The sequence below is a fragment of the Thioalkalivibrio sp. ALE25 genome (assembly GCF_000377285.1).
Taxonomy (GTDB): Bacteria; Pseudomonadota; Gammaproteobacteria; order Ectothiorhodospirales; family Ectothiorhodospiraceae; genus Thioalkalivibrio.
The window spans coordinates 35,632-61,051 of the sequence record NZ_KB897925.1; the positions used below are offsets into that span (position 1 = coordinate 35,632).

Here is a 25,420-nt window from a genome sequence, read left to right on the forward strand (position 1 = left end):
CGGGTTCCGTGTCGGGGCGGTGGCGGTTGCGCGCATGCAACCGGGTTCACGGGCGCTAAAGACTAGAGGAGGAAAATGTCTGTGGCTACCGTGTGTCCACCGGAAGACGGGGCAATCAGTGAAGATAATCCACGGCACTGGGGCCCGAATCGTCGCGCATGACCTCTTCCAGGCGGGAATAGGCGATCGCGTCGTCGGGCTGGTTGAACAGCACCATCAGCACCACCCAGCGCAGCTGGTCGAGGTCGATCTCCTCGGCGTCCAGCTCCATTACGCGGTCCAGCACCAGCTCGCGGGTGCCGGCGGTCAGCAGGCCGTTTTGCTCCAGGTGCAGCAGGAAGCCATGGGCCTCGGTATCCAGGCGTTTTTGCTCTTCCGGGGCATAGATCCGCTGGGCGGCGCCGTCGCCGCCGCGCCCGGCCAGGGGGGCCTCGCTCATCAGGCGGTCCAGCCAGCCCAGAGCGCGGTCGATCTCGCGGCGGGCAAAGCCGGCCTCCACCAGGTGGCGTTCCAGCTCCGAGCGGTCCGGCTCCTCGTCGGATTCCTCGTCGATGGTGTGCTCGAAGAGATACATGAGCACATCCAGCACATTCTCGTTCATGATTCGGGGGATCCTGCGTCGAGGCGCTGGTAACGCCCGTGGTCGAGGGCGGCCACACGGCCATGGAGTTCAAGCAAAACCAGCATGGATGAAAGCTGTTCGATGGTCAATTTGGTGCGTTCGCGCAGGGTTTCCAGCGGGACCGGGTCGAATCCCATCGCGTTCAGTACGCGTTCCTGCTCCGGATCCAGCGGGTCGGAGGCGGGTTCGGCCGCGGCCGGAGGCGCATCGGGCGCGACGCCCAGCCAGTCCGCGAGGTCATCCAGGATCTCCTCGGCCGACTCCACCAGCTGGGCGCCATCGCGGATCAGCCGGTGGCAGCCGCGGCTGGTCGGGCTCAGCACCGAACCGGGGACGGCATAGACCTGGCGCCCCTGTTCGGCAGCCAGCCGTGCGGTGATCAGGGATCCGCTCTTCAGCGCCGCCTCGACGACCAGGGTCGCCAGTGACAGGCCGCTGATCACGCGGTTGCGCTGCGGGAAGTTCCGCGCCAGCGGCCGGGTATCGGTGGGCCACAGCGAGACCACCAGGCCATGGTCCGCGATGCGGTGCGCCAGGCGCCGGTGCTGGGCGGGGTAGATGCGGTCGGGCCCGGTGGCTACGACCGCGATGGTGCGCCCGCCAGGCGCGGCCAGGGCGCCTTCGTGGGCGGCGCCGTCGATGCCCCGGGCCAGGCCGCTGGTGACCGTCAGCCCGGCCCCGGCCAGCTCGCGGGCGAATTCCGTGGCGAGGCGCTCGCCCTGCGGGGTGGCCTCACGGCTGCCGACGATCCCCACCTGCGGGCTGCGCAGCAGCTCGCGCGCGCCGTTCAGGTACAGCACCGGGGGCGGGTCGGGGAGTTCCGCCAGCAGGGGCGGGTAGTCGGGGTCGTCCAGACACAGCAATGTGTGCCGGGGGTCGGCATCCAGCCAGGCCTGGTCGGCCTGCGCCCCGGCCTCGCGGGCTTTATGGGCGGTGGTGTCCAGCTTGAGGTCGACGCCCGCGCGCTGCCATTCGGCCGCGGGGGCGGCCAGGGCGTTGCCCGGGGAGCCGAAGGCCTCGACCAGTTGCAGCAGGCGCCGCGGGCCGAGGCCTGGGGTGTTGATCAGTTGCAGCCAGTCCTCGTGCGGGGCGGCTGTCGCGCCGGCATCACGCATGCAGCCTGGCCGCAGGCCCGGTCAGGGGGTGCGAACCTTGTCGCCCTCGCGCAGGGTGCGCTCGGCCTCGGTCACCAGCACGTAGGACACCTTCTCGAAGGTCTGGAAGACCATGACGGTGCCGACTTCCTCTTCCGGCAGGGTGACCACCTCGTTGGCGCGATCGCTGATCGGGTCGCGGACCTCGCGCCCGGCGGTAAAGGCGGTCAAGACCTGGCCGTTTTCGATGCCGTCGCGTTCACCACGGTTGATGATGGCGGCCTGCAGCTGGCCGATCTGGCTGAGGGCGTCGAACAGCGAGATGATCGTGCCCTCGGTACCAGCCGGCGGGCGCCCGATGTCGAACAGCATGTCCTGCTCTTCGGCGTAGGGGACCAGGCGGTCACCGCGGATGGCCTCGCGCTCGCCCTTGCGGATGTCGGCGCGGGCGACGTTGCCCGGCTCGATGATCTCGGCCTCGCCCACCGGCAGGGTGGCGACGCCCAGGTCCTCTCCGGTGTCCGGATCGGTCAGTGCGCCGTCGTGGCGAACGATGTGATAGAGCTCGTAGCGTTCGGTGTCCTCGGCGTTGCGCACATACACCCGGTCGCCTGGGCCGAAGATCACGCGCTCGTCCTGCGAGGCGAGGATGTAGGGGGCGTTTTCCAGGGTTTCCTCGTCCAGCACCTGTGGACGGAACATGAACGACTGCAGGGTGGAGATCGGGGAGACGTCCTCGTCGCGCTCCACCACCCGTGCTTCCGGTGACAGGCGATGCGTCGGGCGCACCCGCGGCCCGCCGTCGACCGTGATGCGCGGCCGGCCGTCCACGTAGTGGATGCTCAGCACGTCACCCGGATAGATCAGGTGGGGGTTCTCGATCTCGGGGTTGACCAGCCAGATCTCCGGCCAGTACCACGGGTCCTGCAGGAACATCGCGGAGATGTCCCAGAGGGTGTCGCCCTTCTTAACGACGTAGCGTTCGGGCGCGGATTCGCGGATCTCCGGCTCGGCCTCGGGGGTCGAGCGCTCATCCTGGGCTTCGCGCGCCGGGCGGGCTTCGGCCTGCGCCGTGCCGGAATCGGAGGCGGTTGATTCGCCGCCGCCGTTCTCGGGTGTGGCCGCGCAGGCGCCCAGCAACAGCGTTACACTGAACAGAATGCCCGGCAGAACGAAGGTCGTGGTGGCCCTGGTCTTGTACATTTGGTGTCCCCTGTCAGGTCCGCGCGCTCCCCGAGCCTTCCTGTGGCCCGGCCCCCAATCGGATGACGCAATTCCGCGGATATTGCGGTCCAACGTTAGCAGAATTGCGACATCTGTACAGTACAAAGTTTGAGGTTTTTTCATGGCCAAGCGTGAAATCCTGCACTTCCCCGACCCCCGGCTGCGGCTGAAGGCCGAGCCGGTCGCCGAGGTGGACGACGAAATCCGCACCCTGGTGGACGACATGTTCGAGACCATGTACGCCGCGCCCGGCATTGGTCTGGCCGCCACCCAGATCAACGTGCAAAAGCGTGTGCTGGTCGCGGATGTCTCCGAGGACCAGAGCGAGCCGCATGCCCTGATCAACCCGGAGATCCTCGAGACCTCCGGTGAGGAGGAAATGGACGAGGGCTGCCTGTCCGTCCCCGGCTTCTACGAGAAGGTGCAGCGCGCCGACCGGATTCGCGTGCGTGCCCTGGGGCGTGACGGCCAGCCCTTCGAGCTGGACATCGATGGCCTGCTGGCGGTGTGCATCCAGCACGAGATCGACCACCTCGACGGCAAGCTGTTTGTCGATTACCTGTCCAGCCTCAAGCGCAGCCGCATCCGCAAGAAGCTGGAGAAGCAGGGCGGGCGCTCCGGAGCCGGTGACAAGACCGCGGTCCCCGCGGTCTGATGGGAGTGGCGGACACGGACGTCGAGTCCCTGCGCATTGTCTATGCCGGGACGCCGGATTTCGCGGTTCCCGCGCTGCAGTCCCTGATCGACGCCGGGCATGCCCCGGTCGCGGTCTATACCCAGCCGGACCGACCGGCGGGGCGCGGGCGCAAGCTGCGTCCGGGCCCGGTCAAGCAGGTCGCCGAGGCCGCCGGCCTGCCGGTGGTGCAGCCGGAGAGCCTGAAGTCCGCCGAGGCCCAGGCCGAACTTGCCGCCTGGCGCCCGGACATCCTGATCGTGGCGGCCTACGGGCTGATCCTGCCCCGCGCCGTACTCGCGATCCCGCCGCTGGGCGGGCTCAATATCCATGCCTCGCTGCTGCCGCGCTGGCGCGGCGCGGCGCCGATCCATCGCGCGATCCTCGCGGGGGACGAAGAGACCGGGGTCTGCCTGATGCAGATGGCCCCGGGGCTGGATACCGGCCCGGTGCACGCCTGCCGTCGCGTCCCGATCACACCGGAGACCACCACCGGTGAGCTGCACGATGTCCTCGCCCGCGAGGGGGCGGAGCTGCTGGTGGAACAGCTCCCGACGATTGCTGCGGGTGCCTCCGCACCGTGGCCGCAGGATGATGCGCAGGCCAGCTACGCCCGCAAACTGGAGAAACAGGAAGCCTGGATGGACTGGTCGCAGCCGGCCGCGGCCCTGGATCGACAGGTGCGGGCCTTCAACCCCTGGCCGGTGGCGCAGGCCGGCTGGCAGGGGCAGGCGCTGCGGGTCTACGCGGCGACCCCGCTGGAGGTCGCGGCGAATGCGACGCCCGGAACGATCATGGATGCCGGGCCGGAGGGCGTGGATGTGGCCACCGGCGACGGCGTCCTGCGCCTGCGGACCGTGCAGCTGCCCGGCCGCCGCCCGGTCGCGGCGGCGGACTGGGCCCGCAATGCGGACCTGCCCGGCCAAACCCTGACCGGGGCGGTCTGATGGCGGGCAAGTCGAAACGCGTGGTGCCCTCGCGGGTGGATTCGCGCTCGCCGCGCCAGCGCGCGCTGGAGGCGGTGGAGCGCGTGGTGCTGCAGGGCCAGTCGCTGACCCGGGCGGTGGAGCTGGTGACCGAGGGGCTGGCGGCGCGCGATGCCGCCTGGGTGCAGGCGCTCGCCTACACCACCTTGCGCTGGTACCCGCAGCTGGCGGGGCTGGTCGATGGCTTTCTGGATCGGCCGCTGCGCAAGAAGGATGCCGTGATTGGTGTGCTGCTGGCGCAGGGACTGGCCGAGGTGCTGCATTTCGGGACGCGCGATCACGCGGCGGTGCGCGAGACCGCCGAACTGGCGCGCGAGATCCATCGCCCCGGCGCGGTGGGCCTGATCAACGCGGTGCTGCGCCGTGCCCTGCGCGAGCAGGACGAACTGGCGAGCCAGATCGAGGCCGACCCGGTGCTGCGCTATGCGGTCCCGGAATGGCTGCTGGAGGCGATTCGCGATGCCTGGCCGGAGGACTGGGAGACGCTGCTGGAGGCCTCGACCCGCCCCGCGCCGATGACCCTGCGCGTGAACCTGCACCGTGGCAGTCGCGAAGCGGCGCTGGAGGCCCTGTCCGCCGCCGGTATCCCGGGGCGCGCGCACCCGGCGCTGGCCAGCGCGCTGACTCTGGATGCCCCGGTCGATGTGGCCGCCCTGCCGGGGTTCGCTGACGGGGCGCTTTCGGTCCAGGACGCCTCGGCGCAATGGGCCGGGCCGTTGCTGGGGCCGCGGGCCGGCGAACGGGTGCTGGACGCCTGTGCGGCACCCGGCGGCAAGACCGGGCATTTACTGGAACACGCGGGTGGCGATCTGGATCTCACCGCGTTGGACAACGACCCCGAACGCCTGGAACAGGTACGCGAGAACCTCGACCGGCTGGGCTATGACGCCCGCCTGGTCGCGGCGGATCTGGACGCCACCGATGACTGGTGGGACGGCGAGCCCTTCGACGCGATCCTGCTGGATGTTCCCTGTTCCGCCACCGGCGTGATCCGGCGTCATCCGGACATCAAGACCCTGCGCCGGGCCGATGACATCCCGCGCCTGGCGGCGGAGCAGGCCCGCCTGCTGGCCGGCGCCTGGAAGCTGCTCCGCCCGGGCGGCCGGTTGCTGTATGCCACCTGTTCGCTGCTGTCGGCGGAGAACGAGGCGGTGGTCGCCCCGTTCGTCGCGGCGACCGCGGATGCCTGCGCCCGGCCGCTGGAGGGCGAGTACGCCATCCCCGGTAGCAAGCCCCGCGCGGCAGGTGTATCGCTGCCGCTGGGGCTCGAGGACGGGGACGGCTTCTATTACGCGCTGCTGGAGAAGAAGGCCCCCTGATGCCGGGGCGTTCATCGTGGCGGGGCGGGCCCCTGACGGCGCTGTGCGGGCTACTGGCCCTGCTGGCGCTGCCGGTGACGGCGAGCGCGGTGGAGATCCGCGCCGCGAATCACATGTGGCTGGATGATGCCACCGTGCTGGTGCGCCTCGATATCGACATGCGCCTGCCCGCGGTGCTGGAGGACGCCCTGGCCAACGGCGTGACGCTGGAGTTCGAGGCGCAGACGCGGCTGGAACGCGGCCGGCGGGTCGGGCGCGATACCCTTGCCAGCGAGACGCGTCGCGTCCAGCTGCAATACTTCGCCCTGAACCGGCACTATCTGGTAACCGCGGTGACCGACGAGCGCATGGACCTGAAACCGACCCTGGGGGATGCCCTGGACCTGGTCGCCCGGCGGCTGGGGCGGCTGCGTCTGGACGAGGTTCCGGACGCGGTGCGCGAGAATCCCGGCGAGTTCGATCTCGCGGCGCGGCTGACGCTGGTGTATTCCGCGCTGCCGCTGCCCCTGCAGCTGGATGCCGGTTTGCGCGGTGATCTGACGACCCGACAGGAGTGGCGGCGATGGTCGCTGGATTAGGGAAGCGCTGGTCAACGTACACGCTCGCGCTCGAGTCGCTTTTGCGCGCGCGAAAGCGGCCGAGCCCCTTGGGGTTGGTACCCCGGGTTCCCCGATCCGGCGTTGCGGCCCTTGCCGGTAGAATGGCTACCGGCTGCGGACCGCGCCTTGTTTCGGAAAATCTGGGATACCAACGCGAGGGTGTACGTTGACCAGCGTTTCCCTAAGAGGCTTCCCGTGGGGGCTCCTCGGCATCGGGCTCCTGTTCGCGCTGCTGCTGACCTCGCTGGTGGTGATGGGCGATGCGGCCCAGAACCAGGCGCGCTTCGAACAGGTGTTCCTGTGGCTGCTGGTGTTCCATGTGGCCGTGCTGGTGGTGCTGGGCGGGCTGATTATCTATCAGCTGGTGCGCATGGCGATCCAGTATCGCCGCGGGGTGCCCGGCAGCCGCCTGACGCTGCGCCTGGTGGCGGTGTTCATGCTGGTGGCCGTGCTGCCGGTGTCGGTCGTCTACTACTTCTCCTTCAAGTTCCTGAACGAGGGCGTGGATTCCTGGTTCGACGTGCGCGTGGAGTCGGCGCTGGAGGATGCGCTGGAGCTGTCGCGCTCGTCGCTGGATCTGCGGGTGCGCCAGCTGGCGACCGAGACCCAGGAACTGATGAGCGACCTCGAGGGGGTCTCGGAAGGCCTGGTTCCGCTGGCGCTGAACGACTATCGCCGCCAGGTCGGGGCGCAGGAGTTGACGCTGGTCGGTTCGAACAACCGCATCATCGCCTCCAGTACCGACAGCCCGATCCGCCGTCTGCCGACCCCGCCGGGCTCCGACATCCTGATGCGGGTGCGCCCGGAGCAGCCGTATTCGCGCCTGGAGCCGCAGTCCGACGGCTCGCTGATCATCCGCGTGGTGGCCACCACCAGCAGTCGCCGCCCGGGCTCGGAGAATCGCATCCTGCAGGGCATCTACCCGGTGGATCCGCGCATGAGTGCGTTGTCGCTGCGGGTCCAGGACGCCTTCGCCGATTACCGCGAGTTCGCCTACCTGCGCGGGCCGATGATCCAGGGCTTTGTGTTTACCCTGTCACTGGCGCTGGCGATCTCGCTGATGGCCGCGCTGTGGGCCGGGCTGCTGGTGGCGCGGCGCATGGTGCGCCCGATCTCCGATCTGGTGCAGGGCACGCGCATGGTGGCGCAGGGCGACTACAGCACGCGCCTCGCGGTGCAGCGCGCCGACGAGCTGGGCTTCCTGGTGCAATCGTTCAACACCATGACCCGTACCCTGAACGAGGCGCGCGACGAGGCCGAGCGCAATCGCCGCCTGCTGGACGCCGAGCGCGCCTACCTGGAGAGCGTGCTGCAGCATCTGCGCTCCGGCGTGCTGGCGCTGGATGGCAGTCTGCGCCTGCGCACGGCGAACGCCGCGGCCAGCGAGATCCTGGAATGCGACCTGCAGGGCGCGCGCACCCGGGTGATGTCCGAGCTGGGTGACGAGTGCCCGTTGGTCGCACAGTTCTTCGAGGCGATCAGTGACGCCCTGGTGCGCCAGGAGGCCGAATGGTCGCGTCAGGTGGTCGTCTTTACCCGCAGCGGGCGCAAGGTACTGATGACCCGCGCGGTGTGGTTGCCGACCTCGGGCTCCAGCCGCGGCCTGCACGCCATCGTGTTCGACGATATGACCGAGTTCCTGAAGGCCCAGCGCGACGCGGCCTGGGGCGAGGTGGCGCGGCGTCTGGCGCACGAGATCAAGAACCCGCTGACGCCGATCCAGCTCTCCGCCGAGCGCCTCTCGAGGCGCCTGGGCAAGGTGCTGGAGGGGGCCGACCGCGAGGTGCTGGACCGTGCCACCGGCACCATCGTGCAGCAGGTGGAGGCGATGAAGACCCTGGTCAACGCCTTCCGCGACTATGCCCAGGCGCCGCAGCTGGAGCGCGCCTCGGTGGACCTGAACCAGCTGATCCGCGATGTCTGCGAGCTGTACCTCGACCAGGACGGCCGCTCGCGCGTGGATGTCACGCTGGATGCGGAACTGCCGCGGATCCATGGCGACGCCGGGCGCCTGCGCCAGCTGCTGCACAACCTGATCAAGAACGCGCTGGAGGCGGGCAAGGGCCACGAGGACATGGAGGTGCATGTGGCCACCGCTTACCTCGACGACCCGGCGGGTCCGCACATCGAGCTGCGGGTGACCGACACCGGTCCCGGCATCAAGCCGGAGTTCCTCGAACGGATCTTCGAGCCCTACACCACCGACAAACCGCGTGGAACCGGTCTCGGTCTGGCGGTCGCGCAGAAGATCGTGGAGGAGCATGGCGGCATGATTGAGTGCCATAATGCGGAATCCGGGCGGCATGGGGCGGTCTTCCGCATCCGCATTCCGGTGGAGCATGGTCCGGTGGTTCACGAGGAGCCCGAATGAGCGAAGCCTACATACTCGTGGTCGACGACGAGCCGGACATCCGCATGCTGCTGCAGGATGTGCTGGAGGACGAGGGCTACCAGGTAGCCCTTGCCGGCTCCGTGGCCGAGGCCAAGGCCCAGCGCCGCAGCCGCCGTCCCGACCTGATCCTGCTGGATGTCTGGATGCCGGACGGCGACGGCATCTCGCTGCTGAAGGAGTGGAGCGACGACGAGGGCCTGCCCTGCCCGGTGGTGATGATCTCCGGCCATGGCAATGTCGAGACCGCCGTGGATGCCACGCGGCTCGGGGCCTACGACTTCATCGAGAAGCCGCTGTCCATCGACAAGCTGCTGATCACCCTGAACAACGCCCTGGAGGCCGCGCGCCTGCAGCGCGAGAACGTGGGCCTGAAACGCCATGCCGGCACCGTGCACGACCCGGTCGGCAGCAGCGCCACCATGGTGAACCTGCGCGACCAGGTGCAGCGCATGGCGCAGCACGATACCTGGGTGCTGATCACCGGCGAGCCGGGGGTGGGCAAGCAGACCTTCGCGCGCCTGCTGCATGCGCGCAGCGCGCGGCGCGAGAGCCCGTTCATCGTGGTCTCGGTGGGTTCGCTGTCCGGCGAGGAGGCGATCGCCGAGCTGTTCGGCAGCGAGCAGGGCGAGCATGTGCGCTACGGCCTGCTGGAGCAGGCGGCGGGCGGCGTGCTGTTCCTCGACGAGGTCGCGGAGATGGACCTGCAGACCCAGGGGCGGCTGCTGCACGCGCTGGATACCCAGCGCATCACGCGCATCGGCGGCAACCAGCCGATCAGCGTGAATGTGCGCGTGATCGCGGCCAGCCAGTACGACCTGGCCGAGGCGGTGGAGCAGGGCCACTTCCGCGAGGATCTCTACTACCGGCTCAATGTCCTGCCGCTGGCGATCCCGCCGCTGCGCGAGCACCCGGAGGATATCCCGGAACTGCTGGAATGCCACATGCGCCACCTGCACCAGCAGGAGGGCCTGCCGGTGCGCGCCTTCCAGCGCCCGGCACTCGAGCGGCTGCAGCAGTACCACTGGCCCGGCAATGTGCGCGAACTGCGCAATCTGGTGCAGCGGCTGATGATCCTGGGCTCCGGCGACGAGATTACCCGCGACGAGGTGGAACGCACCCTCAGCGGGCAGCCGCAGCGCGCGGAGGAGGCCGGCGAGGGCACGGTGGCCATCCCCGACCTGCCGTTGCGCGAGGCGCGCGAGCAGTTCGAGCGCGAGTATCTGCAGCAGCAGCTGGAGCGTTCCGAGGGCAACATGACGCGCCTGGCGGAACGGGTGGGGCTGGAACGCACCCATCTGTACCGCAAGTTCAAGGCGCTGGGGATCGACCCCAAGCGCGTGAAATCCGATAGCTGAATCCGCTCCGGGACGGGAGGCGCATGAAGCACATCATCATCCTCGGGGCCGGTCAGGTCGGCCAGTCGCTGGCCGAGGCGCTGAGCGCCGACGGGATCGACATCACCGTGGTCGACTATCGCTCCGAGATGCTGGCGGATCTGGAAGACCGCTACGACATAAAAACGGTACACGGCTTCGCTGCGCACCCGTCGGTGCTGGAGGCGGCCGGGGCGCGGGACGCGTCCATGCTGATCGCGGTGACCAATTCCGACGAGACCAACATGGTCGCCTGCCAGGTGGCGTCCACGCTGTTCAATATCGAGACCAAGATCGCCCGGGTACGGGCGCGCGACTACCACGAGACCCCGGCGCTGTTCGCCCAGGACGCGATGCCGGTGGACATGCTGATCTCGCCCGAGGCGATCGTGACCAGCCACATCCAGCGGCTGATCGAGCACCCCGGCTCGCTGCAGGTGCTGGAATTCGCCGAGGGCCGCGTCTCGCTGGTCGGCGTGCGGGCCTACTACGGCGGGCCGCTGGTCGGCCACGAACTGAAGAACCTGCAAAGCGACATGCCCGGAATCCATACCCGGGTGGCGGCGATCTTCCGCAAGGACCGGCCGATTCAGCCGGATGGTTCCACGGTGATCGAGGCGGACGACGAGGTCTTCTTTGTCGCGGCGAAGAAGAACATCCGCGCGGTGACGTCCGAGCTGCGCAAGCTGGAGAAGCCCTACAAGCGCATCCTGATCGCGGGCGGCGGCAACATCGGCGAGCGGCTCGCCGAGACGCTCAGCAAGCGCTACCGGGTCAAGGTGATCGAGCGTGACTCCGAGCGCGCCGACCACCTGGCGCGGACGCTGCCCAGCAATGTGCTGGTGCTGCACGGGGACAGCTCGGATGACCGCTTCCTCGAGTCCATCAACGTCGAGCACAGCGATGTGTTCTGCGCGGTCACCAACGACGACCAGGCGAATATCTTTGCCGGGATGCTGGCCAAGCGCTGGGGCGTGCGCAAGGTGATGTCGCTGATCAATCGCCCCAGCTACGTGGACCTGCTGCAGAGCGGGACCATCGATGTCGCGATCTCGCCGCAGCAGGCGACCATCGGGGCGTTGCTGGCGCGGGTGCGCGAGGGTGGTACTGCCACCGTGCATACCCTGCGGCGCGGGGCGGCGGAGGCGATCGAGACGGTGGTCAACGGCGATGCGCGCACCTCGCAGGTGGTCGGGCGGCGGGTCGACGAGATCGACTTCCCCGAGGGTACGAGCCTGGGCGCGGTGGTCCGCGAGGAGGAGGTCATCATCCCGCACCGGGACACGGTCATCGAGGCCGGCGACCATGTGATCCTGTTCGTGACCGACCGGCGCAAGGTGAAGCAGGTCCAGCGCCTGTTCCAGCCTACGGCACTGTTCTTCTAGGCGGGAGGCGCAGATGCTTCATCTTGCCTCCACCGCCCGGTTGCTGGGTGTTCTGCTGACGCTGTTCAGTCTGGCGATGCTCCCGCCGGCGGCCATCGGCTTCCTGTACGGGGAGGCCACCGCGCTGGTGTTCCTGCAGGCCTTTGCCCTGCTCCTGCTGATTGGCGGGCTGCTGTGGGCCCCGCTGTACCGGATGCGTCGGGAACTGCAGGCGCGCGACGGCTTCATCCTGGTGGTGCTGTTCTGGCTGGGGCTGGGCATCGCCGGGGCGACGCCCCTGTTCCTCGATCCGAGTCTGCAGATCTCCTTTACCGATGCGGCCTTCGAGTCGATGTCCGGGCTGACCACCACCGGGGCCACGGTACTGACCGGGCTGGATGACCTGCCGCGGGCGCTCCTGTGGTATCGCCAGCAACTCCAGTGGATGGGGGGCATGGGCATCATCGTGCTGGCGGTGGCCATCCTGCCGCTGCTGGGCGTCGGCGGCATGCAGCTGTTCAAGGCCGAGACCCCGGGGCCGATCCGCGACAACAAGCTGACCCCGCGCATCGCCGAGACCGCGCGCAACCTCTGGTACATCTACCTGGGCCTGACCGTGGCCTGCGCGCTGGCCTACTGGGCCGCCGGCATGGATGCCTTCGACGCGGTGGCGCATTCGTTTACCACGGTCGCCATTGGCGGATTCTCGACCTATGACGCCAGCATCGGTCATTTCGATTCGGTGGCCATCGAGATCGTCGCCATTGCCTTCATGGTGCTGGCCGGGATGAACTTCGCCCTGCATTTCCTGGTACTGCATCGGGCGACCTGGAAGCCCTACCGGCGCGACGAGGAGCTGCGCGCCTATCTGCTGGTGCTGGGTTCCGCAACGGTGCTGGTGGTTGCCTTCATGCTCTGGAGCGGGTTTACCGATCAGCTCGGGGATGCGCTGCGGCGCGGGATCTTCCATGTCGTGTCCATCGCGACCACCACGGGCTATGCCACGGATGCCTTCTATCTGTGGCCCGGTTTCCTCCCGGTACTGCTGATCTTCCTGTCGTTCATCGGCGGCTGTACCGGCTCCACCGGCGGCGGCATGAAGGTGGTGCGCGTGCTGTTGCTGGCCAAGCAGGGCCTGCGCGAGATCAAGCGGCTGATCCATCCGCATGCGCGGATCACGGTCAAGGTGAACGGCAAGGAGGCACCGGACCGCGTCGTGCAGGCGGTGTGGGGCTTTCTCGCGGCCTACGTGATGGTATTCGTGGTGATGATGCTGGCGCTAATGGCGTCGGGGCTCGATCAGGTCACGTCGTTTTCCGCGGTCGCGGCCACGCTGAACAACCTCGGCCCCGGGCTGGGTGAGGTCGGGCCCAATTTCCAGTCAATCAACGATTTCAGCAAATGGGTTCTCGTGCTCGCCATGCTGATGGGGCGGCTGGAAATCTTTACCGTGCTGGTGCTTCTGTCGCCCGCCTTCTGGCGGCGTTAGCCTGAACGCATCGTTTGACCGGCGGCGCGGGAGGTGCCCCATGAGCGACATGATCGAACGTTTCCAGAACATGCTCGATGGCGGACAGGACTCCGCCATGTTGCGTTTCTCGCTGGGCAACGCCCTGGCGACCGACGGTCAGCTCGAGGCCGCCGTTCCGCACCTCGAGCGCGCATTGGAACTGGACGGCGGGTACTCCGCGGCGTGGAAACTGCTGGCGAAGACGCTGGTCCAGCTCGAGCGCCCCGAGGCGGCGCTGTCCACCTGCGAGCGCGGCATTCGCGTGGCCACGGAGAAGGGCGACCTGCAGGCGGTGAAGGAGATGGAGGTCTTCGCCAAGCGCGCCCGCAAGCAGCAGGCCGCCACGGACGGGCCGGGCGACGGCTCCGGGGGCGCATGAGCGCAGCCGACGACGATCGAAGCCGGAGCGAGGACGCCGGCGCCTACCAGGCCCCGCTGACCGCGGCCCACTTCGCCCCGCGCTACTGGGGCAGCTGGCTGCTGCTGGGCCTGGCGTGGGTGCTGCAGGAATTGCCGCGCCCGGCCGTGCGTGGCCTGGCCCGTGGCCTGGGCCGGCTGATCCGGCGCTTTGCCGGGCGCAGCCGCGCGGTGGCCGAACGCAACCTGGAGCTGTGCTTCCCGCAGCTGAGCCCCGCCGAACGCATGCAACGCCTGGAGGCCTATTACCGCTACCAGGCACAGACCGTGCTGGACTATGGCCTGTTGTGGTTCGGCAAGCCGGGGCAGCATGCCGCGCGTATCCGCATCGAGGGCCTGGAGCACTACGAGCGCCTGCGCTCGGCCGGCACCCCGGTGATCATCCTCGCGCCGCATTCACTGGCGCTGGACTACGGTGGCGTGCGCATGAGCCAGATGTTCGATGGCGTGTCCTTCGCCAAGCCGATGAAGAACCCGGTGCTGGAGTGGATCAACCACCGCAGCCGCACCCGCTACTCCGGCGACATCTTCGCCCGTGACCAGGGCCTGCGCCCGGCGATCCGCCAGCTCAAGCGCGGGCGCTTCTTCTATTACCTGCCGGACGAGGACCTGGGCGCCGAGGGCGCCGTCTTCGTCGACTTCTTCGGTGTGAAGAAGGCCACGCTGACCGCGCTGGCCCGTCTGACGCGCATGTCGAAGGCCGCGGTGCTCCCCAGCTTCGCCTGGTACGACCCCGCGGCGGATCAGTACGTGATGCGCCTGTGGCCGCCGCTGGAGGATTACCCCACGGGTGACGACGATGCGGATGCCCGGCAGATGAACGCAGCCGTGGAACGCGGCATCGAACAGGCCCCGGCGCAGTATCTGTGGTCCATGCGCCTGTTCCGCACCCGCCCCGAAGGCGAGCCGCGCCTGTATCCTGACCGCAAGCGCTGATCAGCCCACCGCCTTCATGCACCGTTGGGTGGTGTCAGGGAGTCGCAGCCGTCGGGCGCGGGCAAACACTTCTCAGACCGTCGATGTGTTCGTGTAGGTCCGGGCGGATGGTTGCCCACATGGGGTCGAGGATGAAATCGATGCCTTCCCGTCGTGCCAGTTTGGCGGCTGGAACGAAATCGGAGTCGCCCGAGACCAGGATGATCTGATTCACCTGTTGCTTGAACGACAGTGCAGCGATATCAATGCCCAACCGCATATCTACGCCCTTTTGGCGCAGGTCGAGGTGGAAATCGGCGTCGGTGATGTCCGTCCAGTCGCGTGCTCCCTGGCAGAGTGCATGCAGCGCTTTCTGCTTCAGGCGCCAGTGGACATGGCTGGTCGGCAGCTCCCCGAGTCGCAAAGCGACCTTTCGCTGGCTGCGAAGTGCGTCATGGAATGCCCGCCGCCATACGGCGACCTCGCTTCTGCCATAGTCGACAGGGCTCTTGCCTAAAGGGGTGTGTCCTTTCCAGCTCGAAGGGTGGGCGTCGTAGACAAATATGCGATAGAGGCGGGAAACCCGCGGCCCATTGCGTGGGGCGTTGAGATGATCAAGGGCGAGACCGTGAAGGGTTCTCGCGGTTTCTTCCGGGCCTTGCTTGCCGAAAATGCGTCGGCTTCGAACCAGAAAGAACCCGGCGTCGACCAGCACTGCAGTCACGGCAGGACTTGCGTGGCGCAGAAACAAAGAGCCCTCGGGGTCGGCCTTCCCTGAATCATTGAGAGAAGGCTTACTGCCGAGGGCGGATCTGTCTTTCATTCTAGGTACCTCCCTGTACCTTGACAAGTTTTCCGAATTTGGCCCAAGAGTGCCAATCATTCAAGGGGGCGGCCTCAGCGTTCCCGATTGCATGCGTTTGATCCGGATGCGGCTCAAGGAGATGGGGTGCCATGCCCGAGGGCGATACGATCCACAAGCTGGCGGCGGCGCTGCGGCCCATGCTCGAGGGGGTGGCGCTTGGCCGGGTCGCCACCCGAGCGCGCCGGGGGGATCCGTTACTGGAACATGGCGTGATGACCGCGGAGGCCGTGCAGGCCCGGGGCAAGCACCTGCTGCTGGACCTGGAGGCGGCGGACGGGCGGCGCTGGCAGTTGCGCAGCCATCTCGGGATGTACGGGACCTGGCACCAGTATGCGCCGGGCGCGGCGTGGCACAAGCCGGCGGCCGGGGCGTGGGCGGTGCTGGGCCTGCCGGATCGCGTGCTGGTCTGTTTCCACCCGCGTGAGCTGCAGTGGCGTCCGCGCGCGGACGGCGCACGGGACGTTCCCCGGCTGGATGCGCGGGTGGGCCCCGACCTGCTGGACCCGGCGATTGACCTGGATGCGGTTGTTGCCCGGGTACGCGATCGTGCCGATTCAGCCCGCCCGATCGTGGATGTGCTGCTGGATCAGTCCCTGGCGGCGGGGATCGGCAACATCTACAAGTCCGAGGTGCTGTTCCTGCAGGGGTGCCATCCACTGCGTCCTCTGGCACAGGTGCCGGAGGCCATGCTGCGCGGGTTGTACCGCGATGCCGAGCGCCTGCTGCGGCGCAATGTGAAGCCGGGGCCGCGGATTACCCGTGAGCGTGCGGAGGCGGGGGCGTTTCTGAACGTCTACGGTCGTCGGGGTGAGCCCTGTCACCAGTGCGGGGCACCGGTCGAATATGCCCGACTGGGCGAGCACCTGCGTGCGACCTACTGGTGTCCGGTCTGCCAGCCGGGGAACCCGTAGGCCCCCGCGGCATCCCAAAAGGATATGAATGATGCACGGCTCCTGGCCGTGCCGCCCAAGTCTCCAGCGGTATCCCGCCCCGCAGGCATCGCATTTTCCAAGGAGGTGAACCATGCAGACGCGCACGATGAAGACGAGCCGCCTCACCCTGGCGCCCGTGTTGGCCGGTCTGGTGATGGCCTGTACCGGATCCTCCGGGGTCTCGGCCGAGGGGCTGGGGGCCGGGGAGCATGGCCTGCAAGCCAGTGTGCTGCACGAGGGACTTAATCACCCCTGGGCCATTGCGTTTTTGCCGGAGGGCGGGGCGCTGATCAGCGAGCGCCCGGGCACCCTGCGCTGGTTCGAGGACGCCGGGTCCTTCGACGGCCGGGGCGAGTTGGTATCCGGTGTTCCGGGCGACCTGCAGGCGCGCAACCAGGGCGGCCTGCTGGACCTCGCGCTGCATCCCGACTTCGCCGAGAACCGCTGGCTGTACTTCACCTATTCCGCAGCCGTGGATGGCGGGCTCACCACACGCCTGGCGCGCGCACGTTTCCAGGGCGGTGAGCTTCAGGATGTGGAGACGCTGTTCACCGCCGAGCCGGGCGTCTCCGGGGGGCGCCACTTCGGCAGCCGCATCGTGTTCGATGACGCGGGCTACGTGTATATCAGCGTGGGGGATCGCGGCCAGCGCGATCATGCCCAGGACACCTCGACCCATATCGGCAGCATCATCCGGCTGCATGACGACGGGCGCGTCCCGGACGACAATCCGCTGGTGGATGATGCCGATGCCCGCCCCGAGATCTGGGCCTGGGGGGTGCGCAACCCGCAGGGCATGGTGATGGACCCCGAGACCGGCACCTTCTGGCAGAACGAGCACGGCCCGCGCGGGGGCGACGAGGTGAACATCATCGAGCCCGGCCTGAACTACGGCTGGCCGGTCATTACCCACGGCCGGGAGTATGCCGGCGGGCAGGTCGGCGAAGGCCTGACCGAGAAGGAGGGGATGGAGTCGCCCCTGCACCACTGGACGCCCTCCATCGCTCCCTCGGGCATGGCCATCCTGCGCGATCCCGCCTTTGCCGACTGGGATGGCGACCTGCTCGTGGGCGGCCTGGCGCATCAGACCCTTCGCCGGCTGACCTTCGAGGGGCGCGAGCTGGTCAACGAGCGCGAGGTGCTGCCAGATCTCGACCGCCGCGTGCGGGACGTGCGCGTCCATGACGGGGCCATTTATATCCTGACCGACCACAATCCGGGGGAGCTGATCCGGCTCGCCCCGGCCGACTGACGGAGCCACCGATGTTCGCCTTTTCCGAGCCGCGCATGCCGACCCCCGAACAGGCCCTGCCCGGGCGCGAAGAGCCGATGCCGGTCCCCGAGCGCCACATGGTCCTGGGGACGCCGCTGGCCCCGCCGTACCCCGAGGGCATGCAGGTGATCCATTTCGGCATGGGCTGTTTCTGGGGTGCCGAGCGGTTGTTCTGGCAGCAGGAGGGCGTGTACTCCACCAGCGTGGGCTACGGCGGGGGCTATACCCCGAACCCGACCTATCGCGAGGTCTGCAGCGGCCAGACCGGGCACACCGAACTGGTGCGGGTGGTGTTCGACCCGCGGAAGGTTTCGCTGGACGCCCTGTTCCGTACCTTCTGGGAGGGGCACGACCCGACCCAGGGTATGCGCCAGGGCAACGATGTCGGCACCCAGTACCGCTCGGCAATCTACACCACCGACCCTGAGCAGACCGCGGCTGCCGAAGCCAGCCGCGAGCGTTTCCACTTCGCGCTGGACGCCGCCGGGCGCGGGGCGATCACCACCGAGATCGCCGAGGGCCCGGCGTACTACTTCGCCGAGGACTACCACCAGCAGTACCTCGCCAAGGTCCCGAACGGCTACTGCGGCCTTGGCGGCCTGGCCGTGCCCTATCCCACCTGAGCCCACTTCGAAGGACGGGTTTCACCACGAAGCGCACGAAGGCACGAAGAAAGGCCAGGTCAAAAGCGATTCACAGGAAGGTTTTAAGACCGGAAGAAGGCTGATGCGACGGCCTCCAGCAGCACGTTGATATGGTGCCTTGAGCGACCGTCACGCACTCGACCCTTCACCTGCAAACCTTCTCTTCTTCCAGACTTCCTGTGAATCGCCTTTCTTCGTGCCTTCGTGGTGAATCAGTCTTTTAGCCGTTTTGGGTGGCGGCTTGGACGAGGGCGCGGAACAGGAGCTGGTGGCGGCGTTTCTGTGGGAGGTATTCGGGGTGCCACTGCACGCCGATGCACCAGTCGTGTTCGGCCTCGATGGCCTGGACCACGCCGGTCGATTCGCGTCCGGCGATCTTGAGGTCCCGCCCCAGGTCATTGACGGCGTGGTTGTGGAGCGCGTTCACGTGGAGCGTCGTGTCGCCCAGGATGTTGGCCAGAAGGCTGCGCGGGTCCAGCTCCACCGGCTTGACCGGCAGCAGGCTGCGGGCCTGCGGGGTTTCCACGTAGAACTCGGCCAGGTCGCGATGCAGGGTGCCGCCACGTACCACGTTGACCAGTTGCATCCCGCGACAGATGCCGAGGATCGGGCGGTGCTCGTCCAGCGCGCGATGGATCAGGGCCTTCTCCAGCCGGTCGCGGTCGGTGTCCAGTACACCGCCGTGGGACTGGAACAACCGGCGCAGCAGCCACAGGGCCGGGTAGAAGAGATAGCCGATCAGGCGCTGCGACAGGCGGCGCTCCGCCTGCCGGATGGCGGCCGCATCCGGTCCCTCGGGGAGAGTCTCGCCGTAGAGCTCCGGATCCACATCCGCCCCGCCGCCCACCACCAGACCATCGAAGCGCCGGTGACCGCGCGGCTTGCCCGGGCGCAGCCGCAGCGGTTGGCCGCCGGCGCGCCACACCGCGAGCGCTGTAAACAGCCAGGCGGGCCCGCCGCCCTGGTCGGGTCCGGTAATGGCGATCACCGGGCGGCGTGGACGCGGCGCCACGGTATCGGTGGTCGTGCGGTCGGGCTCAGAACCAGTCACGGAGGCGCTGGCTCCAGTCGTCGGCCCAGCGGCCGAGGGCCTGGCCTGGGCGTTCCAGATATTCCCGCGACAGGCGTTCCAGGCGTTCCGGATCCGCCGCCAGGCGCTCGACCTCGACCCAGCCGTTGAACGGCCGCGCGAGGCTCCAGTCCGGGTCGTCGATCTCGCAGTTGGGCAGGCGGTAGTGGAAGGCCGGCCGCGGCTTGATCAGCTCGTGTTCCACAGGGGCCGCGTCGATCCTATCGGAGTCCAGATGGGCGAACAGCGGCAACAGATCCAGCGGGCGGTTGCGGGTCGGGTTATGCGCCAGGTAGGCGTCGATCAGGCCGGCCCGGTCGGGACGAAAGTCCGGGTCCAGCACGTAGCGTACAAACGGGCCGGGGAAAGACCGAATGTAGGGCGACAGGCGCCGCGCCAGGTCGATGGCGCCCGCCGCTGTGAGCACTTCCACCATCAGCAGGAAGCTGCGCAGGATTGCCAGCAGCCACTCGGCATCGGTGCGGTGCACCTCGATATTGATCTGCAGACCGAAGGCATAGAGAAACGAGCGTTCGGTACCCAGTGCGCCGGCCTGCTGCAGGGCGGCGCGCACCCGGTCCAGGCGGGGAAGGTCAGCCGTCGCGATCGGCGGCGCCACGATCTCGTGCGGTACCAGGCGGCCCGCGGCGTCCGCGAGCCAGCGTTCCAGCGCGGCCTCGTCGGAGTCGTCCAGCTCGATGCCCAGGCGCGCGAGGTGTTCGCGGTAGCCGCGGTCCTTCAGTACCCGGGCGTCCAGCTCCAGTTGGAAGTCGCCGACGTCCGTGTCGCGCACATGGAAGACGAAGGCGCTGTCCGACTCGATATGCCCCCCGAACTCGTCTTTCACGGTCTCGGCCATCGTCTCCAGCGACACCCCGGCCATCTCGATCTCCACGCCGATGCGCCGGGGTGCGCCCTCCGGATTGGCGGGCCAGGGGAGTTCGTGAAAGGGCTCGCTCATGCGTGTCTCGGAGTAATCGGGAGTCACCATGATAGCGGCTCGGTGTACCTCATGCGGCCCGGGCAGTAGGATAGGCGCCGACCTACAGGAGCCCGCCGAACCCATGGATCGAATCTATCTGCGCGACCTCGAGATTGATGCCGTTGTTGGCGTCTACGACTGGGAACAGCGCATCCAGCGCCGCCTGCGATTCGATATCGAACTGGCGGCCGATACCCGCATCGCCGCCTACTCCGGCGAGATCGGCGACACCGTCGACTACGAGGCGGTGGCCAACGCCGTGCGTGCCATCGTCACGCGCGAGCCGCATGCCTTGCTGGAATCCCTGGCCGAGGAGATCGCCGAGGCCCTGATGGCCCAGTTCGGCACGCCCTGGCTGCGCATCAAGCTCGGCAAGCCCGGCGCCGTGCCCGGCGTGCGCGAGGTCGGCATCGAGATCGAACGCGGTAGCCTTTCCTCGTAAACCCGCGCCGGCGACGGGGCGCTGCCCCGGTCGGCGCCACCCCCCTGCCGTGCTGTGTCATCGCGGGTCGCGAGGCGACGTGGCGATCTGCAGGGCAGGGAGGTGTTCGCCGTACGTCCCGCATGGCCGCGTGTGCGTTGGTCGCGCCTGTCCCCGCCTCGATTTGCCTCTCCAACCCCGCCACTCGCCGAAGGACTGAACCTTCCGGAATCCCGTACATGGTTCACAGTCCTCGGTCTCCGCACGTTTTTGGTGCGTGTGCACTTTTAGTGCGCACCAAATAAAGGCAAAAGCCCGTGGTTGGGCCGCAACAGGTGTTGCGAAAAGCCGATTTTGCTCCCTTTTGGTACTTGGCACAGCCCGTGCAAGGACCGGGTGTCGACTACGCGACACTCGATTGACCAATCTGGGAGATGACCAACATGAAGAAGTTCACCCGTTCCGCGCTGGCCGCTGCTGTCCTCACCGTAGGCTCCACCGGTGGCGTCGCCTTTACCTCCACCGCCGCCGCGGAGCTGTCCGTGAACATCGGCGCGGTGTCCAATTACTACTTCCGTGGTTTTTCCGAAACCGACGACGGTGCTGCCGTTCAGGGTGGTATCGATTACGAGCATGCCTCTGGTTTCTACGTGGGAACCTGGGTATCGAATGTTGACTTTGGCGTCGACGAGGGGAATGAAGATCAAACAAGCTACGAAATGGATCTTTATCTTGGATTTGCCGACGCGTTCGACAATGGGTTCGGCTACGACGTCGGTTACATCTATTACGCCTATCCGGATGCCCGAGACGATACCGGTTCCCTGAGTGCCGACTTCGGCGAGATCTATGGTGAGGTCAGCTTCGATACGGGCGTTGTGGGACTGTACGGCGGTATGGCCTACGTCGTTCACGACAGCGATGACTCGGCCCTGGAAGACGACGACATGTACTTCTACGCCGGCCTGGATGTCCCGTTCATGGACGTCTACAGCGCCGGCTTCCTGGTAGGTCGCACCAGCTTCGACGATTCCAACGCCGAAAACTACACCCACTACACCGCCAGCCTGACCCGTGATGCGGGCGACTGGGGCGAGTTCAGCTTCAATCTCGAGTATGTCGACGAGACCGACGAAGACCTGGGCGCCTGGGTGGGCTGGTCCAAGACCTTCTGATTCCGCATTACCGCCTAAAGCAACAGCGGGTCCGCCAGATGGCGGGCCCGACTACAGGAGTCTGACATGAAGATGATTACCGCCGTAATCAAGCCGTTCAAGCTTGATGATGTTCGCGAGGCGATCTCGGAGATCGGCGTACAAGGGATGACCATGACCGAAGTAAAGGGTTTTGGTCGCCAGCGCGGTCATACCGAGCTCTATCGCGGTGCCGAGTACGTGGTCGATTTTCTGCCCAAGGTGAAACTGGAAGTGGCTGTCGACGAGAACCTGGTCGATCAGGTGGTCGAGGCCATTTCCAAGTCTGCCAGCACGGGCAAGATCGGCGACGGCAAGATCTTTATCACACCGGTGGAGCAGGTCGTGCGTATTCGCACGGGCGAGACCGGCCCGGAAGCCCTTTAAGGCCTCCGTCTTCCATCGAATGAGGAATTTCAATCATGGAAATTGAACAGCAAGTTGTCGAACTCGCCTACGCAATGGACACCTTTTACTTTCTGGTGGCCGGCGCGCTGGTGATGTGGATGGCCGCGGGCTTTACGATGCTCGAGGCTGGTATGGTGCGCACCAAGAGTGTGGCCGAAATTGCAACGAAGAATATCGCCCTGTATTCGATCGCCAGCATTATGTACATGCTGATCGGTTACAACATCATGTACAGCGACGGCCTGAGCTCTATCATCCCGGGCCTGGGCTTCCTGATCTCGGGCGACAACGCGGTCGCGGACGTACTGGGTAGTGGTGGCGACATCTACTACTCTGATCGTGCCGACTTCTTCTTCCAGGTCGTGTTCGTGGCCACCGCGATGTCCATCGTCTCGGGTGCCGTGGCCGAGCGCATGAAGCTGTGGGCCTTCCTCGCCTTCGCGGTCGTCCTGACCGGCTTCATCTACCCGATCCAGGGCTTCTGGAGCTGGGGTGGCGGGATCCTCGACCAGATCGGCTATCTGGACTACGCCGGTTCCGGCATCGTCCACTTCACGGGTGCCGCTGCCGCGCTGGCCGGTGTGCTGCTCCTCGGGGCGCGCAAGGGCAAGTACGGCAAGGATGGCCAGATCAACGCGATCCCGGGCTCCAGCATGCCGCTGGCCACCCTGGGTGTGCTGATCCTGTGGCTGGGCTGGTTCGGCTTTAACGGTGGTTCCGAGCTGAAGGTCTCCGACATCGAGTCCGCTAACGCCGTGGCCGCCGTGTTCGCCAACACCAACTTGGCCGCGGCCGGGGGTGTGGTCGCCGCTCTGATCACGACCCGTCTGGTGTTCGGCAAGGCGGACCTGACCATGGCGCTGAACGGCGCGGTCGCGGGCCTGGTGTCCATCACCGCCGAGCCGCTGATGCCCAGCCCGTTCCTGGCGATGATCATCGGTGCCATCGGTGGCGTGATCGTGGTCTTCTCGATCGTCGCGCTGGACAAGCTGAAGATCGACGACCCGGTCGGCGCGATCTCCGCGCACGGTACCGCCGGTATCTGGGGTGTGATGGCGGTCCTGCTGTCCAACCCGGACGCGACCTTCTTCGGCCAGATCGTGGGCCTGCTTGCCATCTTCGCCTTCGTCTTCGTGGCCAGCCTGATCGTCTGGGCCATCCTCAAGGCGGTGATGGGTATCCGCCTGAGCGAAGAGGACGAGGATGTGGGCGCCGACATCGCCGAGTGCGGTCTCGAGGCCTACCCGGAGTTCACCGGGAAGCAATAAACCCTCGTTAACCTGAACCGGGGTCGGGCCACAGGCCCGGCCCCAACATCGTCTCCTCCGACGCCGACAAGACAGTCTCCCAGGACTTGGATGTTGGCCTTTGGGCGCCCCTCCCCGGGCGCCCTTTTTTGTTTCCCGAGCTGTGGGAGCGGGCTCGCCCGCGAAGCCCCTGCCTGCGCCCGATAGTGCGATCGACATCCGCAGAGGCACCCCTCACGGCGGACCGTTCGTCTCGCAGCAAGCAGCGCCTGCCCGTCCGGCCATTCATCCCGCCGCCCCGGCTTCGGTTACGATCGCCATTTCGCCGCACCGGAACCCTGTCGCATGGATCGCCTGCTGGATGTTCGCCAACTGAAAACCGCCCATCTGGGCCCGCTGGATCTGGCGCTTCAGCCCGGGGAGCTGGTGCAGGTCACGGGCGCCTCCGGTTCCGGAAAATCCCTGCTGCTGCGGGCCCTGGCCGACCTTGACCCCAATACGGGGGAGGTGATGCTGAACGGGCAACCGCGGGACGCCATGGCGCCGGTCGACTGGCGCCGGCGCGTGGCGTACGTACCGGCGGAGACTGCCTGGTGGGGCGAGCGAGTGGACGAGCACCTGCCAGCAAATTTCGCCCGCCCGGCGGCCCTGCACCTGCTGGAGCAGGTCGCCTTGCCCGAGGCCTCTCTAGGCTGGGAGGTCGAACGTCTCTCCAGCGGCGAGAAGCAGCGCCTGGGGCTGGTGCGCGCGCTGCTGAACCAGCCGCGCGTCCTGTTGCTGGACGAGCCCACCGCCAATCTGGATCTGGAAAACACCAAACGCATCGAACGCGCGGTACGGGGGTATCTCGCCGAGGAAGACGCGGCAGCGCTTTGGGTCAGTCACGACACCCTGCAGCGTCAGCGCCTGGGCGGCCGCATCCTGACCATCGCCAACGGCAAGCTGGAGGTGACCGCGTGGAACTGATCTCGCTTTCCGCGCTGGATTTGTCGCTGGCGGCGTTGCTGGTCGTCGCGCTGGCAGGGCTGACCGTCTGGGCACGTATGGGGCTGGGGCGCAGCCTGCTGATCGCCGGGGCGCGCACCGTGATCCAGCTGCTGCTGGTCGGGCTGATCCTGCAGACGCTGTTCGACCATGCGCAGCTCGGTTGGGTGGCCTTGATGGCGGTGATCATGCTCGCCGTGGCCGGCTACGAGGTGATGGCACGCCAGCAGCGCCGCTTCGCCGGGCTGTGGGGCTACGGCATTGGTGCCGTGACCATGTTCATCTCGGCGTTCGCGGTCACGGTGCTGGCGCTGACCACCATGGTCGGCCCGACCCCCTGGTGGGAGCCGCAGTACGCGATCCCGCTGCTGGGCATGCTGCTCGGCAACACCATGACCGGCATCGCACTGGGGCTGGACCGCCTGACCCAGACCGTCTGGCGTGAGCGCCGCACAATCGAGGGCCGGCTCGCGATGGGGGCCTCCTGGAGCGAGGCGGTGACGACCATGCGTCGCGAGGCCGCGCGCTCCGGCCTGATGCCGACCATCAATGCTATGGCCGCCGCCGGCATCGTCAGCCTGCCGGGCATGATGACCGGTCAGATCCTGGCCGGCGCCCCGCCGGTTGAGGCCGTGAAGTACCAGATCCTGATCATGTTCCTGATTACCGCCGGCACCGGCTTCGGCACCCTGGGCGCGGTCTGGTTCGCCTCCCGCCGCCTGTTCGACACCCGCGAACGCCTGCGCCTGGACCGCCTCAAGGCCGGCCGCCACACCTAGTCACGAGCTCAATGCACTCTCCGGCGTGTGTGGCGCCCGTCATCGCGTGGCGTGCAGCGCCGTGACGATCTCCGTGGGCGGCCCCGGCGTTGGCCCGGGCGAGCGTCGGAGGTTTTGTTACGAGATGGCCACGGC

Annotated in this window: 25 protein-coding genes; 19 read left to right on the forward strand and 6 right to left on the reverse strand. The window is 67.4% G+C overall.

Annotated features, from left to right (window positions below; all coding sequences use genetic code 11):
- Window positions 1–115 precede the first annotated feature (115 nt).
- Genes C996_RS0100180 through C996_RS0100190 form a run of 3 tightly spaced genes read right to left on the reverse strand, consistent with a single transcriptional unit; the run spans window position 116 to window position 2,919 of the window.
- Entirely contained in the window at window positions 116–601 is a 486-nt protein-coding gene (locus C996_RS0100180; protein ID WP_018865473.1) for a DUF494 family protein, read from the reverse strand.
- Complete coding sequence (gene dprA / locus C996_RS0100185) at window positions 598–1,737, reverse strand: DNA-processing protein DprA (protein ID WP_018865474.1); 1,140 nt, start codon at window positions 1,735–1,737, stop codon at window positions 598–600. Before dprA ends, C996_RS0100180 begins: the two co-directional genes overlap by 4 nt.
- Window positions 1,738–1,758: 21 nt before the next feature.
- On the reverse strand, window positions 1,759–2,919 hold the full coding sequence (locus C996_RS0100190; RefSeq protein ID WP_018865475.1) for a LysM peptidoglycan-binding domain-containing protein: 1,161 nt from the start codon (window positions 2,917–2,919) through the stop codon (window positions 1,759–1,761).
- 142 nt (window positions 2,920–3,061) lie between these two features.
- Here C996_RS0100190 and def point away from each other — a divergent pair, with 142 nt between their 5' ends.
- From def to C996_RS0100240, 10 genes are all read left to right on the forward strand, one after another.
- Entirely contained in the window at window positions 3,062–3,595 is a 534-nt protein-coding gene (gene def / locus C996_RS0100195; RefSeq protein WP_018865476.1) for a peptide deformylase, read from the forward strand.
- Window positions 3,595–4,560 (forward strand): methionyl-tRNA formyltransferase, encoded by a 966-nt coding sequence (fmt, locus tag C996_RS0100200; RefSeq protein WP_018865477.1) that lies wholly within the window; start codon window positions 3,595–3,597, stop codon window positions 4,558–4,560. Before def ends, fmt begins: the two co-directional genes overlap by 1 nt.
- Window positions 4,560–5,918: a 16S rRNA (cytosine(967)-C(5))-methyltransferase RsmB gene (gene rsmB, locus C996_RS0100205; protein WP_018865478.1), complete on the forward strand. Its 1,359-nt coding sequence runs from the start codon at window positions 4,560–4,562 to the stop codon at window positions 5,916–5,918. The genes fmt and rsmB overlap by 1 nt, the downstream gene beginning before the upstream one ends.
- Entirely contained in the window at window positions 5,918–6,496 is a 579-nt protein-coding gene (locus C996_RS0100210; protein WP_018865479.1) for a DUF4390 domain-containing protein, read from the forward strand. The genes rsmB and C996_RS0100210 overlap by 1 nt, the downstream gene beginning before the upstream one ends.
- A gap of 187 nt (window positions 6,497–6,683) precedes the next feature.
- A complete protein-coding gene (locus C996_RS0100215; RefSeq protein ID WP_018865480.1) occupies window positions 6,684–8,888 on the forward strand; it encodes an ATP-binding protein in 2,205 nt (734 codons plus the stop codon).
- On the forward strand, window positions 8,885–10,264 hold the full coding sequence (locus C996_RS0100220) for a sigma-54 dependent transcriptional regulator (protein WP_018865481.1): 1,380 nt from the start codon (window positions 8,885–8,887) through the stop codon (window positions 10,262–10,264). Before C996_RS0100215 ends, C996_RS0100220 begins: the two co-directional genes overlap by 4 nt.
- Window positions 10,265–10,287: 23 nt before the next feature.
- The gene (gene trkA, locus C996_RS0100225; RefSeq protein ID WP_018865482.1) at window positions 10,288–11,667 is read left to right on the forward strand and encodes a Trk system potassium transporter TrkA; all 1,380 of its coding nucleotides are present in this window, start codon (window positions 10,288–10,290) and stop codon (window positions 11,665–11,667) included.
- 13 nt (window positions 11,668–11,680) lie between these two features.
- Entirely contained in the window at window positions 11,681–13,135 is a 1,455-nt protein-coding gene (locus C996_RS0100230) for a TrkH family potassium uptake protein (protein ID WP_018865483.1), read from the forward strand.
- 40 nt (window positions 13,136–13,175) lie between these two features.
- Window positions 13,176–13,535 carry a tetratricopeptide repeat protein gene (locus C996_RS0100235; RefSeq protein ID WP_018865484.1) on the forward strand — a complete coding sequence of 120 codons (360 nt, stop codon included), beginning with the start codon at window positions 13,176–13,178 and terminating at the stop codon, window positions 13,533–13,535.
- Window positions 13,532–14,509, forward strand: a complete 978-nt coding sequence (locus C996_RS0100240; protein WP_018865485.1) for a lysophospholipid acyltransferase family protein — start codon at window positions 13,532–13,534, stop codon at window positions 14,507–14,509. The genes C996_RS0100235 and C996_RS0100240 overlap by 4 nt, the downstream gene beginning before the upstream one ends.
- A 34-nt stretch (window positions 14,510–14,543) precedes the next feature.
- Here C996_RS0100240 and C996_RS0100245 read toward each other — a convergent pair whose 3' ends face one another.
- Window positions 14,544–15,311: an NYN domain-containing protein gene (locus C996_RS0100245; RefSeq protein WP_018865486.1), complete on the reverse strand. Its 768-nt coding sequence runs from the start codon at window positions 15,309–15,311 to the stop codon at window positions 14,544–14,546.
- 131 nt (window positions 15,312–15,442) lie between these two features.
- Here C996_RS0100245 and C996_RS0100250 point away from each other — a divergent pair, with 131 nt between their 5' ends.
- The 3 genes from C996_RS0100250 to msrA all read left to right on the forward strand — a co-directional run bounded on the left by C996_RS0100250 (window position 15,443) and on the right by msrA (window position 18,181).
- On the forward strand, window positions 15,443–16,264 hold the full coding sequence (locus C996_RS0100250) for a DNA-formamidopyrimidine glycosylase family protein (RefSeq protein ID WP_018865487.1): 822 nt from the start codon (window positions 15,443–15,445) through the stop codon (window positions 16,262–16,264).
- 112 nt (window positions 16,265–16,376) lie between these two features.
- Window positions 16,377–17,537 carry a PQQ-dependent sugar dehydrogenase gene (locus tag C996_RS0100255; RefSeq protein WP_018865488.1) on the forward strand — a complete coding sequence of 387 codons (1,161 nt, stop codon included), beginning with the start codon at window positions 16,377–16,379 and terminating at the stop codon, window positions 17,535–17,537.
- An 11-nt stretch (window positions 17,538–17,548) separates the two neighbouring features.
- Window positions 17,549–18,181, forward strand: a complete 633-nt coding sequence (gene msrA / locus C996_RS0100260; RefSeq protein ID WP_018865489.1) for a peptide-methionine (S)-S-oxide reductase MsrA — start codon at window positions 17,549–17,551, stop codon at window positions 18,179–18,181.
- A 241-nt stretch (window positions 18,182–18,422) separates the two neighbouring features.
- Here the strand turns inward: msrA and C996_RS0100265 are convergent, their stop codons facing one another.
- Together C996_RS0100265 and C996_RS0100270 are read right to left on the reverse strand one after the other, a co-directional pair.
- Window positions 18,423–19,253: a gamma-glutamyl-gamma-aminobutyrate hydrolase family protein gene (locus C996_RS0100265; RefSeq protein ID WP_018865490.1), complete on the reverse strand. Its 831-nt coding sequence runs from the start codon at window positions 19,251–19,253 to the stop codon at window positions 18,423–18,425.
- Window positions 19,240–20,262 carry an amidoligase family protein gene (locus C996_RS0100270; RefSeq protein WP_018865491.1) on the reverse strand — a complete coding sequence of 341 codons (1,023 nt, stop codon included), beginning with the start codon at window positions 20,260–20,262 and terminating at the stop codon, window positions 19,240–19,242. Before C996_RS0100270 ends, C996_RS0100265 begins: the two co-directional genes overlap by 14 nt.
- 73 nt (window positions 20,263–20,335) lie before the next feature.
- Here C996_RS0100270 and folB point away from each other — a divergent pair, with 73 nt between their 5' ends.
- From folB to fetB, 6 genes are all read left to right on the forward strand, one after another.
- On the forward strand, window positions 20,336–20,695 hold the full coding sequence (gene folB / locus C996_RS0100275) for a dihydroneopterin aldolase (RefSeq protein ID WP_018865492.1): 360 nt from the start codon (window positions 20,336–20,338) through the stop codon (window positions 20,693–20,695).
- Window positions 20,696–21,117: 422 nt separating this feature from the next.
- Window positions 21,118–21,849 carry a TorF family putative porin gene (locus C996_RS0100280; RefSeq protein ID WP_026279134.1) on the forward strand — a complete coding sequence of 244 codons (732 nt, stop codon included), beginning with the start codon at window positions 21,118–21,120 and terminating at the stop codon, window positions 21,847–21,849.
- A 66-nt stretch (window positions 21,850–21,915) separates the two neighbouring features.
- Window positions 21,916–22,254: a P-II family nitrogen regulator gene (locus C996_RS0100285; RefSeq protein WP_012981610.1), complete on the forward strand. Its 339-nt coding sequence runs from the start codon at window positions 21,916–21,918 to the stop codon at window positions 22,252–22,254.
- A 35-nt stretch (window positions 22,255–22,289) separates the two neighbouring features.
- Window positions 22,290–23,543 carry an ammonium transporter gene (locus tag C996_RS0100290; RefSeq protein ID WP_018881473.1) on the forward strand — a complete coding sequence of 418 codons (1,254 nt, stop codon included), beginning with the start codon at window positions 22,290–22,292 and terminating at the stop codon, window positions 23,541–23,543.
- A gap of 324 nt (window positions 23,544–23,867) precedes the next feature.
- Entirely contained in the window at window positions 23,868–24,488 is a 621-nt protein-coding gene (locus tag C996_RS0100295) for an ATP-binding cassette domain-containing protein (protein ID WP_018865495.1), read from the forward strand.
- On the forward strand, window positions 24,479–25,285 hold the full coding sequence (gene fetB, locus C996_RS0100300) for an iron export ABC transporter permease subunit FetB (protein WP_018865496.1): 807 nt from the start codon (window positions 24,479–24,481) through the stop codon (window positions 25,283–25,285). The genes C996_RS0100295 and fetB overlap by 10 nt, the downstream gene beginning before the upstream one ends.
- Window positions 25,286–25,420: the final 135 nt, after the last annotated feature.

Coding starts and splice junctions, on each gene's coding strand:
- C996_RS0100180 (WP_018865473.1), bottom strand. CDS start 601: ATGAACGAGAATGTGCTGGATGTGCTCATGTATCTCTTCGAGCACACC.
- dprA (WP_018865474.1), bottom strand. CDS start 1,737: ATGCGTGATGCCGGCGCGACAGCCGCCCCGCACGAGGACTGGCTGCAA.
- C996_RS0100190 (WP_018865475.1), bottom strand. CDS start 2,919: ATGTACAAGACCAGGGCCACCACGACCTTCGTTCTGCCGGGCATTCTG.
- def (WP_018865476.1), top strand. CDS start 3,062: ATGGCCAAGCGTGAAATCCTGCACTTCCCCGACCCCCGGCTGCGGCTG.
- fmt (WP_018865477.1), top strand. CDS start 3,595: ATGGGAGTGGCGGACACGGACGTCGAGTCCCTGCGCATTGTCTATGCC.
- rsmB (WP_018865478.1), top strand. CDS start 4,560: ATGGCGGGCAAGTCGAAACGCGTGGTGCCCTCGCGGGTGGATTCGCGC.
- C996_RS0100210 (WP_018865479.1), top strand. CDS start 5,918: ATGCCGGGGCGTTCATCGTGGCGGGGCGGGCCCCTGACGGCGCTGTGC.
- C996_RS0100220 (WP_018865481.1), top strand. CDS start 8,885: ATGAGCGAAGCCTACATACTCGTGGTCGACGACGAGCCGGACATCCGC.
- trkA (WP_018865482.1), top strand. CDS start 10,288: ATGAAGCACATCATCATCCTCGGGGCCGGTCAGGTCGGCCAGTCGCTG.
- C996_RS0100230 (WP_018865483.1), top strand. CDS start 11,681: ATGCTTCATCTTGCCTCCACCGCCCGGTTGCTGGGTGTTCTGCTGACG.
- C996_RS0100235 (WP_018865484.1), top strand. CDS start 13,176: ATGAGCGACATGATCGAACGTTTCCAGAACATGCTCGATGGCGGACAG.
- C996_RS0100240 (WP_018865485.1), top strand. CDS start 13,532: ATGAGCGCAGCCGACGACGATCGAAGCCGGAGCGAGGACGCCGGCGCC.
- C996_RS0100245 (WP_018865486.1), bottom strand. CDS start 15,311: ATGAAAGACAGATCCGCCCTCGGCAGTAAGCCTTCTCTCAATGATTCA.
- C996_RS0100250 (WP_018865487.1), top strand. CDS start 15,443: ATGCCCGAGGGCGATACGATCCACAAGCTGGCGGCGGCGCTGCGGCCC.
- C996_RS0100255 (WP_018865488.1), top strand. CDS start 16,377: ATGCAGACGCGCACGATGAAGACGAGCCGCCTCACCCTGGCGCCCGTG.
- msrA (WP_018865489.1), top strand. CDS start 17,549: ATGTTCGCCTTTTCCGAGCCGCGCATGCCGACCCCCGAACAGGCCCTG.
- C996_RS0100270 (WP_018865491.1), bottom strand. CDS start 20,262: ATGGTGACTCCCGATTACTCCGAGACACGCATGAGCGAGCCCTTTCAC.
- folB (WP_018865492.1), top strand. CDS start 20,336: ATGGATCGAATCTATCTGCGCGACCTCGAGATTGATGCCGTTGTTGGC.
- C996_RS0100280 (WP_026279134.1), top strand. CDS start 21,118: ATGAAGAAGTTCACCCGTTCCGCGCTGGCCGCTGCTGTCCTCACCGTA.
- C996_RS0100285 (WP_012981610.1), top strand. CDS start 21,916: ATGAAGATGATTACCGCCGTAATCAAGCCGTTCAAGCTTGATGATGTT.
- C996_RS0100290 (WP_018881473.1), top strand. CDS start 22,290: ATGGAAATTGAACAGCAAGTTGTCGAACTCGCCTACGCAATGGACACC.
- C996_RS0100295 (WP_018865495.1), top strand. CDS start 23,868: ATGGATCGCCTGCTGGATGTTCGCCAACTGAAAACCGCCCATCTGGGC.